This is a genomic window from Brevibacillus schisleri, assembly GCF_055685845.1.
Genome location: NZ_JBVNDM010000001.1, coordinates 6,632,385 through 6,644,609, shown reverse-complemented (window position 1 = coordinate 6,644,609; position 12,225 = coordinate 6,632,385). Strand labels below are relative to the sequence as shown.

The 12,225-nt window shown below is 43.1% G+C and carries 13 protein-coding genes; 10 read left to right on the top strand and 3 right to left on the bottom strand.

Features of this window, described 5'->3' with window-relative positions; genetic code table 11:
• The first annotated feature begins 9 nt into the window (after nucleotides 1-9).
• The 10 genes from ACUUHJ_RS31325 (at nucleotide 10) to ACUUHJ_RS31280 (ending at nucleotide 7,947) form a co-directional block, all read left to right on the top strand.
• Nucleotides 10-399, top strand: coding sequence for a (deoxy)nucleoside triphosphate pyrophosphohydrolase (locus tag ACUUHJ_RS31325; RefSeq protein ID WP_289675354.1), 390 nt, complete (start codon nucleotides 10-12; stop codon nucleotides 397-399).
• 553 nt (nucleotides 400-952) lie between these two features.
• Nucleotides 953-1,291: an SRPBCC family protein gene (locus tag ACUUHJ_RS31320; protein ID WP_289675352.1), complete on the top strand. Its 339-nt coding sequence runs from the start codon at nucleotides 953-955 to the stop codon at nucleotides 1,289-1,291.
• A 233-nt stretch (nucleotides 1,292-1,524) separates the two neighbouring features.
• The gene (locus ACUUHJ_RS31315; protein WP_472301007.1) at nucleotides 1,525-2,352 is read left to right on the top strand and encodes a helix-turn-helix domain-containing protein; all 828 of its coding nucleotides are present in this window, start codon (nucleotides 1,525-1,527) and stop codon (nucleotides 2,350-2,352) included.
• 87 nt (nucleotides 2,353-2,439) lie between these two features.
• Entirely contained in the window at nucleotides 2,440-3,423 is a 984-nt protein-coding gene (locus tag ACUUHJ_RS31310) for an ABC transporter substrate-binding protein (protein WP_472301006.1), read from the top strand.
• A gap of 29 nt (nucleotides 3,424-3,452) precedes the next feature.
• Nucleotides 3,453-3,791 carry a cupin domain-containing protein gene (locus ACUUHJ_RS31305; RefSeq protein ID WP_472301005.1) on the top strand — a complete coding sequence of 113 codons (339 nt, stop codon included), beginning with the start codon at nucleotides 3,453-3,455 and terminating at the stop codon, nucleotides 3,789-3,791.
• Nucleotides 3,792-4,112: 321 nt separating this feature from the next.
• Nucleotides 4,113-5,786, top strand: coding sequence for a DUF6138 family protein (locus tag ACUUHJ_RS31300; RefSeq protein ID WP_472301004.1), 1,674 nt, complete (start codon nucleotides 4,113-4,115; stop codon nucleotides 5,784-5,786).
• 98 nt (nucleotides 5,787-5,884) lie between these two features.
• Nucleotides 5,885-6,382: an imm68 putative immunity domain-containing protein gene (locus ACUUHJ_RS31295; RefSeq protein WP_472301003.1), complete on the top strand. Its 498-nt coding sequence runs from the start codon at nucleotides 5,885-5,887 to the stop codon at nucleotides 6,380-6,382.
• 124 nt (nucleotides 6,383-6,506) lie between these two features.
• Nucleotides 6,507-7,025, top strand: a complete 519-nt coding sequence (locus ACUUHJ_RS31290; RefSeq protein WP_472301001.1) for a DUF4303 domain-containing protein — start codon at nucleotides 6,507-6,509, stop codon at nucleotides 7,023-7,025.
• 28 nt (nucleotides 7,026-7,053) lie between these two features.
• Nucleotides 7,054-7,470, top strand: a complete 417-nt coding sequence (locus ACUUHJ_RS31285; protein ID WP_472300999.1) for a hypothetical protein — start codon at nucleotides 7,054-7,056, stop codon at nucleotides 7,468-7,470.
• Nucleotides 7,471-7,524: 54 nt separating this feature from the next.
• A complete protein-coding gene (locus ACUUHJ_RS31280; RefSeq protein WP_472300997.1) occupies nucleotides 7,525-7,947 on the top strand; it encodes a tetratricopeptide repeat protein in 423 nt (140 codons plus the stop codon).
• 155 nt (nucleotides 7,948-8,102) lie between these two features.
• On the opposite strand, the gene budA is transcribed toward ACUUHJ_RS31280, so the two are convergent.
• From budA to ACUUHJ_RS31265, 3 genes are all read right to left on the bottom strand, one after another.
• Nucleotides 8,103-8,960: an acetolactate decarboxylase gene (budA, locus tag ACUUHJ_RS31275; RefSeq protein WP_289675335.1), complete on the bottom strand. Its 858-nt coding sequence runs from the start codon at nucleotides 8,958-8,960 to the stop codon at nucleotides 8,103-8,105.
• Between the two features lie 35 nt (nucleotides 8,961-8,995).
• A complete protein-coding gene (locus tag ACUUHJ_RS31270) occupies nucleotides 8,996-11,020 on the bottom strand; it encodes a methyl-accepting chemotaxis protein (RefSeq protein ID WP_472300996.1) in 2,025 nt (674 codons plus the stop codon).
• Nucleotides 11,021-11,250: 230 nt separating this feature from the next.
• Entirely contained in the window at nucleotides 11,251-12,090 is an 840-nt protein-coding gene (locus tag ACUUHJ_RS31265; protein WP_173611666.1) for a helix-turn-helix transcriptional regulator, read from the bottom strand.
• Between the last annotated feature and the right edge of the window lie 135 nt (nucleotides 12,091-12,225).

The following is a 12,225-nucleotide window of genomic DNA, read 5'->3' as shown; positions in this document are numbered from 1 at the left end:
GAGTTCATCATGAAAAAAGTTGATGTAGTAGGGGCTGTTATTATAAATAAGGAAGGGAAAATTCTTTGTGCTCTTCGTTCGTCACAAATGTCTCTACCTGGATTGTGGGAGTTCCCAGGGGGAAAAATCGAACAGGGAGAAACGCCGGAAGAGACGCTAGTACGCGAGATACGTGAAGAGCTCGAATGTGAAATTGAGGTCGGAGAGTTTATTGCAGACGACGTATATGAGTATCCTTCTGTATTGGTCCGATTGATTACATATTTCGCCAAAGTTACTGACGGAGTGCCGGTTCCCAAAGAGCATGAAAGACTAGAGTGGGTAGATCGGGGAGAACTATTAAAATTGGAATGGGCCCCTGCTGATCTTCCAACTATCAAAAAGTTGATGGAAGTATAATTTGCATTTTGGGGCTGTGTGTTAATGGTATCTGTGCTCCATCTCATAAGTAAAAGTCCTGTTTTGAACAAGAAAGCTAAAATAAATTCAATCTAAAGGTGGCCATCAATTTGGCCACTTTTGCATAAGAATTGACCATCGGAACCGTTACGGAGAGACTTATCATAAGTAACATGCAAGTATTTACAAGCATTAACAAAGTATTTGCTTTGAAATAAAGTTCGTAATGATTAGATTTATATATTTAACTGGGTGGGTATGTTTAAAGGTTTTAACTTTGTTTAATAATATTGGCGGTGTCAGTAATCGCGGTTGGGCACGGCATCTCGTCCAAGCACTTATACAAATTAAAAGTGAATACTGATTGATGGAGGAATCGATATGACGCCCAACTCGGAAAGCAAAGAGTTAGTAATAACGCGTGAGATTCATCCGCCACGCGAACTTGTATACCAAGTATGGACTGAAGCAGAGCACCTGAAGGGGACCGAAAGGGTTTGAAATAAGTGTAAAGCATCTCGATTTTCGTGAAGGAGGATTTTTCCACTACAGCATGCAAGCTCCTGATGGCAGTCAAATGTGGGGTAAATTTGTGTACCAGGAGATCAAGGCTCCCGAGAAGATTGTCTGGATCAACTGCTTTTCGGATGAGGCAGGAAACATCGTCAGGTCTCCATTCAGTGAGTTGATCCCGCTCGAAATTCGCAATGAGGTAACATTGAGCGATAATAATGGTGCAACCGAAATAACCCTATGCAGCCAAGCGATCAATGCTACTGAAGAAGAGCGCAGCTTCTTTGAGGGGATGTTCGAGTCCATGAAGCAGGGCTTCGGGGGGACCTTTGATCAGCTTGAACAATATTTGACGGAGGGAAGAAATAAAACTAGCTAAAGCGTCCAATCGGACGTTTTTTTTGTCCAAAGTTTAAGACTCAATGAGACTATTGCCCCTCTATTTTTGAGAATATCCTGATCTGATGCCGTTACCTGCTGTTTGAACATTAGCGGGTGCGGTATTTTTATTGCCCTCATATACTGAAAGTGATAATCGTTATCAACGATGGTAAAATAAACAAGAGCCCTCAGGTATTACTGGCAAAAGACTATTGAAATGAGGTATGCAATGTGAAAATCGACGTTAATCAGTTAGCGGAGCATTTGGCACACATTCCTTTTCAAGTAGAAGGAGTATATCGATATGCGAAAAATTCAGGTGTACCTTACGCTGAATATACAGATTCTTTTCCTGGATTTGTGTTTCCACTTACAGGGAAGGTACAATTTCAATTTAATGGAACGCCTTATATCTTTTCGCCAGGAAAAGTTGTGCATGGCGGTGCAAGAATGAAACTAGCTCAAAAAATGTTCGGTAACACAAACTGGGAATATATCCTTGTTTTATACCGGATATATAACCCAGAACTAGAAGAGACAAGCTTTTCCCATCAGCATTTTGAATTATCAACGGGTCAATCTCCTCGTCTGATTGAATTAATTATGCGCCTTTGGCATGTGTATAATCAGCCTGGTGGCATTTCGATGTTTCAGACCGAAATGCTGTTTCGTGATGTACTGAATGAAACCTTATTATGTGTTGTGAATAGGCAGAATAGCTGTGAATCACAAACTTTGTTCGAACGGGTATCTCGTTATATTCATGAATACTATGATCAAAGCCTTACAATAGCATCGCTTGCAGAACAACATAACGTGAATCGAAATCGACTGTCTTATGTATTTAGAAGACATACAGGTATGGGACCAGCGGAATACATATTAAAACATCGTATAAACATGGCACAAGAAATGCTATTTACAAGTGATGCGTCTGTACAACAAATTGCGCAAACGGTTGGAATTGCTGACCCGTTTTATTTTAGTAGAGTGTTCAAGAAACATCTTGGTATCTCTCCTACTGAATATCGAGAGAAGTTCATCAATAATCCATGTTAATTTCAACAGGCATCCATTCTCATCTGAAAATTCCTTTTCTATACTAATGGCAAACGAAAGATAACATGATGTTGGAGGAATTTTCGTATGCAAAAGATGAAAGGCCTGCTAATCTCCATGCTATTAGTAGCAGGCATACTGGCAGGTTGTAATGAAACACCTGCTGAAAATAAAGGATCAACGACAGAAGGCGCATTTACAACAGCAGGTAAGGTAGATACAACTGAATGGCCAAGAACATTTAAGGATGCCTTAGGTAAAGAAATTGTTATCGAGAAACAACCAGAGAATATTGCTTCATTATGGTATTTTTATCCTGAAATACTAGTTGCATTAGGTGAGCCGCCTGCTGCTTCTACTGAAAAAGAGTATCTATCTTCTTTAACTTATTTAAAAGGAAAGCTGGATTCAGCTGATGAATTAGGAGAAAAATTATCCCCTAATATTGAAAAAATCCTATCGATAGAGCCTGACATTATTTTAGCAACTGAGCATCATGAAAAAATGTATGATTCACTAGAAAAAGTTGCGCCAGTCATTACGTTAAAATCCAAGGACATCTATGACGATTGGCAATATGGACTCCGTACAGTAGCCGAGATTATTGGAAAAGAAGATGAAGCGGAAAAAGTCATTGATAACATGATGAAAGAAATCACAATTGGGCGCGAAGCATTAAAGTCGATTGAAGGAGAGTCAGTAGCCCTTATATTGTCGTGGGATGGAAAAACGTTTAATGTCCTAGGTGAAGGAAATCCGGTCTATATACTTGCGTTTGATAAAGAGAAGGGACTGGGACTTACACCAGATCATATATTTAAAGGTACGACTAATAAATTTACTACGTTTGAAGGAATATCAACTGTTGAAGCAGACCATATTTTCCTTATCGGTGACATTACCAAAAAGGAAAAATTAATGAATGACTTAAAACAAAGCAATGTATGGAATAATCTCAATGCCGTTAAGAAAAGAAATGTTCATTTAATGGATGCGTCCGCTATTACTGGTGGCCCATTAGCTATCGAATACGCTTTACAAAATATAACAGGTGCCTTGCGTAAGCTTTAAAAAGTCGAGAAAAATGAGGAGGGATTCATATGCATTACCAAGCTATTAATCTGAATGAGAAGCTATCTACATTCAACGATCTCTGGTCTCCGAAAGTCATTGCTGAAATAAATGACTATCAATTTAAGCTCATTAAGATTGCTGGGGATTTTATGTGGCACGAGCATCAAGGGACGGATAAGGTATTTATTGTGCTCGAAGGAGAGATGTTCATTGCTTTTCGTGATGGCCAAGTGAAAATTTCCAAGGGTGAGATGTTTATTGTCCCGGGGGGAGCCGATCATAAGCCTTTCGCCGAAAAGGAATGCCATATCATGTTGGTGGAGCCTAGAGGCGTAGTAAACAATGGCGGTACTGAGTCCGAATGAACAGCAGCCAATGCGAAAACGCTATTCATAGACACACAGCTAAAACTACTTTTGCTGGAATGAGATGCTCTGTGGCAGCTCCTGCTTACTTTTCGCCGATAGATCCGTTAAGGTGAGCCTTATCATAAGTGACGGCGAAAAATCGTAAAAGTGTTGCATATGTCAGATAAACTAAAGGGAGAACGGCCATATGGCGTTCTCCCTTTTGCTATTTAGCTTTAGCCAACCCCAGGAAGAGGCATACAATTCCAACAAACTTTCCCATACCCATAGTATGATTATATTGAGCTAAGATGGAACACGCGAAAAAGGCGGGAGACAATGAACGAACTACAAAAAGAAGCGCTGGAAGAGATGAAAACGGCGATACATAAATGGTTTGATGAACAGGAGAATCGAAAGAACGCAGAGGAAGTAGTCTTACGCACGCCGCTGCAAGTAGGCATCTTTAACTTTGTCACGCTAGATTATCGGCCGGGCAGGACTAGGATTGAAACTTCGAAATCTACGGGAAGTGCCGCAGGCAAAAAGTCGATGAAAGCTTCACCCTTTACGCGGGAGCAGATATTGCATGAAGTTCAGCCCCTGCTGGTGGAAATCGTAAGGGAGAGGCTGGGCAAGCTGGAAACGTCGCCGTTGATCAACTACCGTTTTACCTTCCAAGGAACCTTCGCAACGACGGATGGGCTTGTGGAATTAACGGTGCTGGAAACTGTCTATGAAGAGAAAAAGCGGCAGCTTCTGGAGCGAATTCAGTCCTATATGGAGGAAAAACTGGAGAAGGGCTCTAACCCGACAAACAGGCTGGAAACCTTCTTTTTGGCGCGTCATCTGCTTGATCCGCATTTGTTTCCCGAACCGAAAGCCGAAAAGACGATAGCTTTATTTGACCGGATTCAGGAGTTGAATAAAGAACAGGTTGAGACTCTCGCGGAGCATCGAAGAGATATCATTAGGGCTTTGACCGACTGGGTCGAGAATGTATTTTTGCCCCGTTACTATGATGGCACCCGTTCTGAATACAGGACCAATAAGTATGTAATCAAGCAAGATGCTGTTTTTGAGGACAAGGAAGAGCCGAATCAGCCTATCGACCTTTTATTGTACGGAGCGGTGATGATTATTCGTTACGAGCCGGACTTCAACAAAAACAAGGGTCAGACTTTTCTGGAGCTGGCGAAGCAGCTTGGCAGCGGTAAAGCCGCGCGTATGCTAAAGGATGGCAGCGATAGCTTCTCGCAAGAAGACGTCCATTTGCGCCATGAATTGGTCGAATGCAAGGCTAACGATGTTTTTTCCCTCTTCACAATCGTTATTCGCAAGGAAGAAGCCGGGGCGTACGAACGGGCGATTTCGTTTATTCTCTCCCTGCTCCGAAAGGACTTCCCGAAAAGCTACAAAATCAAGTTGAAATCCAGCGTGAAGGAGTATTTGCCAATCAAGGGGTTAGCCAAATCGGACACGCACCGTTTTTTTGCAAATGCTCTAGCTTATCCTGAGCTGCACCCTTTATTGGAGGAATATGCTCGTGAGGCGATGGAAGAGTTTGAATGGTACGAGGATACGGAAAGCGAAAAAAGCGTAATGCCGGGCAGCTATGCTGTGTTCGGGCTGGGGCTTTCGTCCGAGCGGTATTTTTCGCTTGTTGAAGCTTACATGGACCTAGTGGATGATGAGCATCAGCTGGTGCATGACAAGTTCACAGCCGTTTTCGCCGAAACCTATGGCATAACGGAACGCTCGATTCCCACCTTGATCGCCTGCCTGCTGCGCTCCCACGATTCGCTAAAGCTGAAGATTCAGTCGGAGCTGGAAAGCGAAGACAAGCTGTCGTTATTCGTACAGCAAATAGAGACTCTTTCAGACGACGAGGCCGATCGGGTACTGTACCCGATCTGGGGCAAGGTGGAGAAGCTGGCTGCATTGGCTCGAAAGGCGGAGGGACCGTGCAAGGAGCTTATCATTCGTCTGCAAAAGGCGGCGGGTATAGCCTGACGGTGGCTCGGTAAAAGCGACATGGATATAAGTGTGCTTTTGAGTGAAACGATCTTATTTGGATCATTACCATGCTTAAAAGAAAGTGGGAGAAGAACATGTACATAAGCAAATGGTGGGGAGATTTAATTGGCGGGTCTGATGATTCGCTGGCATTAGTCGACTATTTGGAACAATTGGACTCAACGAATGTGACGCTCAATCAGATTTTAAAGGACTTGGGTCTGGATGTCCTGCTTTCCGAGGGAGACTTGAAAAGCGGTGGAAGTATTGGATTTGATATAAAAAATGCTAGCGGCACGTTTCGAGCAGAACTTGATATTGCCTGCTCAGCTCTAATCGATCTTTCAGCCATTGTGTTGGAATCTCAAAAATCAGACTATGTCGATTTGCATGATTTGGATGAGGATAGGCAGCCGCGCAAACTTTATATAGATGCCTCCGAAGAAAAAAGGAACCTGCTTCGGGATGAGTTGTACAAGTTTTCCCGTGATCCGCTGGCTTACGAATTAGCCCAGCTTGTTCCGGCCGATGATATGAGAGAGCTTGCGGAAAAGGCAAAAATGATCGCAGATGAGCTGGCACCGTTAAGCTGACCATACCACAAGTAATGGCGAAATTTTTATCCTTAACCGCGAGAGTTGCCTCGAAGCCGGAGGGGGGAAGTCTCCTCCAATCCTGTCGTTACAGGCTCGACTAAAGTAGGACAAAGGAGAGAACATGGATTTTCAAGTGCTGCAATTAATAATCGAGGCGGCTGCGAAGGCTGCATTCGAGCAAGTAAGAAACAAATATGCAGGACAAAGCTTTTGCGGTTACGCCTTGTATTCCGACTCGGATGCAATCACCGTATGTCCGGCGGTAAACTCGACCGATCACTTGAACAAAATGATTGCCGGCGACCCTGATGATGCGATTTATTATCGCTGGAGTCCAGGGGAATGGGATCATGAATTTGAAGGTGCTGAGTGCTTTAAAGATATATCCAATCAATTGTATAACGAAGTGATGAGTATGCAGTCGGCGGAAAGACACAGGGACTTTAAAGAGAAGGTTTATGAGTGTTGCGTGGCTGCACTTGAAGTACTGAAAAAGGAAGGTTTTTTCTCCGATATGAGCGAATCGGGAGTATTGGTCTTTACTGTATCGGATGACACAAATGCACTGGAATGTGATTGGATTGCCCGATTGAACCGAAATGAACTTGCTCAAGAATTTCAGAATTGGATTGGCGGTTGAGAACATCCAGTACGATTGGGGAGATATTATGTCCGTAATACATGCCTACCTTGCGAAGTCTTCCAATCCTTACTCCCATGAGCGTCTTGCTTCTGAGTTAAGCGACTATTTTGATTTTGAAAGAAAGAACGGACTGGAAATTGGAGTATCAGCAAATCCGTTTACGCGCGAGAAATACTTGATTCTCCGTTGGCCGGGATGGAATTTTACAGCTCATTTTGAAACTGGCCGTAATGTAGCTGAAGATGTAAATTACATTGTGAGCGTCACCAAGGATTGTCCGCCTGAAATCAAAGACTGTGCCGAACGCATTCGTTTCGTATTCTCGCCTGATGAAGGACGGGAATTCACGAATCATATCATTTGGGCGATAGACTATTTGGCGGAAATACCAGGCGCAATCATTTTTGATGAAAGTCAAAAAACAATAGTGCGTGGCTGGTAAAGAGGCGAATATCTACGGCGGCGTCAAATCGCAGAAGGATAGGAGAGATCGACAATGCAACTTTCAGATTCCACTCATGCCGAAATTACCTCGCTGTGTAAACAAGGCGATGATTTGGTGAGAGCAGGCAATCTTGAGGAGGGCAAGAATAAGTACGTCGCGGCTCTCCGATTATTGCCGGAAAATCATCGAGAATGGGAGGCCGCAACGTGGATATATGTGGCTATTGGCGATGTCCATTTTCAAATGAGAAATTACGATAAGGCATTCAAGTGTTTCTTTAATGCTGTACAGTGTCCGGAGGGGCTGGGGAATCCCTACATCCATCTTCGGTTAGGGCAATTGTATTACGAACAGGAAAACCTTGAAAAAGCGGCAGACGAGCTGACCCGGGCTTACATGGGTGCAGGGATTGCGATCTTTATGGAAGATGACCCAAAATACCTTGAGTTTTTGGAGACAAAAATAGAGATTTGAAGTTTCAGGATTAGAAAAACACTATTGGTACAGGAAAGAGCACCAATTACCAGGCAGAAGTCCAAGCTGGAGGGGACTCCTAGATATGAAAAAGCTGGCACTTATAATAGGCCAGCTTTTTCATGTCCTCGCTAAATTTCTCGCATGAGGCTGCTTTATTTTCTTTCTGACTCAGCTTGGTGTACTTGGCTAGTAGTAACTTGTGTCAGATCAGAGTGGGCAAAATCATCTGTGTGCGGCAATTGTACATCAAACTCATGGATCGGAGAAATTTCCAGATTCGCGTTGTCAAATTGCAGATTTAATACGTGTCCGCCACTTGTTTTATCCTCTGTGATGAAGTGGAGATGGAATCCGGGAACATTCAGGGCTGCTGCATAATTTGGCGTATAGAAGCCAATCAGGGTTCCCTTAACATTTTTAAATTCAAACTCGGATTGTTTTTTGGTTACTTCAGTCAGCTGCGGATAAGGTCTGGTTTGTTTTGGAACTGTTCTAGCCTTTACCATCTTAAAGGTACCGGTCAGCTTTACGGCATAAAAGACGTTCTTGTTTTCAAATTTCTCCTCAAGCATTTTTGTTAATTGATTGTAATCTTGCACATTGGTTAATGTAGTTTTTTCTTTCGGCTCGAAATGTGTAGTAACCGCAAATGGAGTTTTCACACTTTCTGGCAGCTCCGATAATTTTCCGGTGCTGTCGATCTGGTAGAATTTTGTACCCATCTGAATCATCTCTCCATCGAGATCATTGATGGTACCAAGCCCCATATCGCCTCGCAGCTTCAGGTCTTTCAAAGTCAAGTCCCCTTCAAACTGTCCAAGCATGAGTGCATTGATCGTTGAGTATTGAAACAGTACATTTTTTGGTGCCGGATTAGCGGCAACCGCAGGTTTGGATTCCTGCTTGGCAGGTGGTGCTGGTACAGTAGCCGTTGTAGCTGCAAAAGCAGTCAAAGACAGCCCGGCAACCAGAGCCAGAGATGTGATAGAAGTGAAGATATTTTTTTTCATGTTTTTCACTCCACCTTTATATATAAAATTTGTTGCTAACGAAGTTTGTAGTTTTGCACATTATTCCTGATTTGTTGTGCGGTATCCAGGACAATTTTCACTTGTTCCATTAATTCATGCAAAGATTCTTGTTGTTTTTCAATATTGGACAGAGTATCGCTGGAATCTCTGGAGTTGGAATTGGCAATATTCGAAAGATCTTCAACCGATGCGCTCACTTCCTCGGAACCCGCTGCAACCTCTTCCGAAATGCTGCTGAGATTTTGTATTTCATCATTGATTTTAGCCATATCTTCAATGATATCGGAAAGCAGGGTTTCCACTTTGGAGCTTAGGGTCAATCCGTCTTCAACTTCCTGCTGCACCATCGTCAACGATTCCACAGATTTTCTGGTTTCTTTATTGATCTCCAAAATCAGATTGGTAATTTGTGTAGCAGAATCAGCGGATTGTACGGCAAGCTTTTTCACTTCTTCAGCAACAACGGCAAAGCCTCTGCCATGTTCTCCCGCACGCGCTGCTTCTATGCTGGCGTTGAGAGACAAGAGATTGGTTTGATTGGCGATTTCATTAATGACAGTGGCAAAATTATCAATTTCCATTGTTTTTTGCATGAGTGTTTCCACGAGATTGGAAGAGTGCAAAACAGCGGAATTGATTGTCCTCATTTGATTCAGTGAATCTGAGACAATTGAAGTTCCTTCTTTTGCTCTCTGATGCGTTTGTTCCGTAATTTCCCCGATTTCTGAAGCTACTTCGGCAAAATTGCTCACAGCAAGCACGCTTTCTTGCATCGTCCGGGATATCTCCGAAATTCCCTGGGCCTGATCCATCGAACCCTTGGTAACCCGGCTGTTCATTTCAGCGATTTTTGAGGAGGCATTGGCAACCTCAGTCACTTCCGAATTTAACACGTCCGTAACTTGATTAAGATTTTGCGCATTTTTCAGCAGGTCTTCGATGAGTTGGTGCAATTGGAGGGCAAGAGAGTTGAAGGCTCGCGCCAAATCTCCCAACTCATCTCTGTTTTTCACAGTAATGTGGGTCTCTGCAAGGTTCCCTGCTGCCAATTGCTTGGATAAACGCGTCATTTGTTTTAACGGGTGTACAAAAATCCGGTTGATCACGTACAAAATGACAAGCGACAATAAAACGCAGATGATAATCATCCCAACTGTTTGTGTAATAATTGGCTTCTTCAGCTCGTCAAGTTCGCTGTCATAAAGCACGCCGGCGATTTTCCAGCCGGTTATCTTGTTCGTGGTAAAGACGATCCGGGAAGGTTTTCCGTCGATTTGGGCTGACAGTACTCCCGATTGCTGCTCATAAAATGATTTGTAGCTGTCATCTTGGGGCACTTCTCCAGCAGCAATGGTTGGATGGGTAATAACCTTCTGACTCTCATCCAGGATAAACGCGAAACCTTGCGTCCCTACTTTTGCCGCATTAACGGTATCAGTCACATACTTTTTCAACGATAAATTTACTACGGCAACTCCATGGCCATCGTCCGTAGTTTTTGCTACCGATACCACAATATTTTTAGAGGCGGCTGATACATAGGGTTTGGAAATAATCACTTGACCCTTCTGTTCCATCGCTTTTGTGTACCATTCTCGCGTGCGAGCATCATACTCTTTTGATAATGGACTTTGCGGCTCCATCGCAAAGCGTCCATCTTCGGTGGCAAGTCCAATCACTTCGGTATCATCGGTATGCACAGCTTTAAACTGCTTAAGGGTCGATTGCACCTGTTGATTTGACGCCAAATTCGTCTTTTCATCCTTTATCATGTCTTGATAAACGCTTTGAGGCAGTGATCTTGCTAGAACATCTGTGTCTTTCATGATGGGCACAACTACACGATCAATAATCGTGCTGAGGTTTTCGACCTGTTTATTAGCTGAATTGAGTAGTTGAACATCTAATGTTTGAGTAGCTGAACGATACGAGAAGTAGCCAATCAGAATACTTGGGACCAAAACCAAAATGAGAAAAACCGCAAATAATTTTTGGCCAATTTTCCACTGAAACCCTTTTTTAATGTCCACTCCAGCCATAAATGAATTCTCTCCATCCAGATTTGTTTATTTATCTTTATATTTCAGTGTATCGGCATATAAGTTTACAAAAATTAGACTTTTTTGTGTGAAATTTGGATAAATTGTTATAATATACCAAATTGGATGTTCTCACCGATCTTTTGGTGAGGGTTTAAGGTGTGGGAAGCTACCTTATGTAAAATTCCCATTTTCCTTTATCTCTTCTATGAGGAAGGAAGGCACAGACTTTACCCACCATTCATCAAGAGGTTCAATTTTTTTATTGAATCGTTCTCTTTCAAAGGGCGATAAATGGTTAATTTCAACTCGGGGGCATCGTACACCCGAAATGTCATATGCTCCATCGTCATCGTACCCGCAGTCGGATGATTGATCTGTTTTGTCCCGATGGGAGTGCCCTGTATATCGTAACGCGGCCACCATTCTCTGAATTCAGGACTGAGTTCCATCAGTTCGCCGACGAGCTCTTTAAACCAGTCCTCCCCGACGAACGGTGTACTGGTAGAACGAAATTGCCCTAGAAGACGTTTGGCGTGGCTTTCCCAATCGCCCATAAGTTTTCGATAGTCGGTTGACGCGAAACATCGCCAAACTGCGTTACGTTCTTTCTTATTCATTTTTTCAAAATCCCCGAACACCAACTGTGCAGCTTTATTCCACATCAATATGTCCCACCGCTGATCCGTTGCATAAGCCGGACACATTTCGAAATCGTTCATGAAGTTTTGCATGATCTTTGTAATTCCTGCTTCAAATGAGGTTGTTTGTTCAACAGGCAGTTGCCCGTGGGCGAGCATAAACAAATGATTTCGCTCCTCAGTATCGAGCTTCATTACCGTCACAAGACTATCAAGCACCTGGGTCGACACTTGAATGTCTTTTCCCTGCTCCAGCCACGTATACCACGTAAGCCCGATCCCAGCAATCTGCGCTAATTCTTCTCTCCGTAAGCCTGGAACCTTCCTTCTTGGACCTTTGGACAAGCCAAATTGCTCTGGAGAAAGCCGGGAACGCCGCGATTTTAAAAACAACCCCAATTCTTTTCGTTTGTCCTTATCGCTGTTCATCTAATCCCTCCGCCTAATCCTGTTACTTTTAATACTATGATTAATAGGCTTCTATTTGTAGGTTTGTTCGTACTTTAATCTTACAACTGTAAGGTTTACGAATAAAGACAAGGAGGTGATCGTTCTGGAAGACTT

Coding starts and splice junctions, on each gene's coding strand:
- ACUUHJ_RS31325 (WP_289675354.1), top strand. CDS start 10: ATGAAAAAAGTTGATGTAGTAGGGGCTGTTATTATAAATAAGGAAGGG.
- ACUUHJ_RS31295 (WP_472301003.1), top strand. CDS start 5,885: ATGTACATAAGCAAATGGTGGGGAGATTTAATTGGCGGGTCTGATGAT.
- ACUUHJ_RS31290 (WP_472301001.1), top strand. CDS start 6,507: ATGGATTTTCAAGTGCTGCAATTAATAATCGAGGCGGCTGCGAAGGCT.
- budA (WP_289675335.1), bottom strand. CDS start 8,960: ATGAAAAAAAATATCTTCACTTCTATCACATCTCTGGCTCTGGTTGCC.
- ACUUHJ_RS31280 (WP_472300997.1), top strand. CDS start 7,525: ATGCAACTTTCAGATTCCACTCATGCCGAAATTACCTCGCTGTGTAAA.
- ACUUHJ_RS31265 (WP_173611666.1), bottom strand. CDS start 12,090: ATGAACAGCGATAAGGACAAACGAAAAGAATTGGGGTTGTTTTTAAAA.
- ACUUHJ_RS31300 (WP_472301004.1), top strand. CDS start 4,113: ATGAACGAACTACAAAAAGAAGCGCTGGAAGAGATGAAAACGGCGATA.
- ACUUHJ_RS31310 (WP_472301006.1), top strand. CDS start 2,440: ATGCAAAAGATGAAAGGCCTGCTAATCTCCATGCTATTAGTAGCAGGC.
- ACUUHJ_RS31320 (WP_289675352.1), top strand. CDS start 953: ATGCAAGCTCCTGATGGCAGTCAAATGTGGGGTAAATTTGTGTACCAG.
- ACUUHJ_RS31285 (WP_472300999.1), top strand. CDS start 7,054: ATGTCCGTAATACATGCCTACCTTGCGAAGTCTTCCAATCCTTACTCC.
- ACUUHJ_RS31305 (WP_472301005.1), top strand. CDS start 3,453: ATGCATTACCAAGCTATTAATCTGAATGAGAAGCTATCTACATTCAAC.
- ACUUHJ_RS31270 (WP_472300996.1), bottom strand. CDS start 11,020: ATGGCTGGAGTGGACATTAAAAAAGGGTTTCAGTGGAAAATTGGCCAA.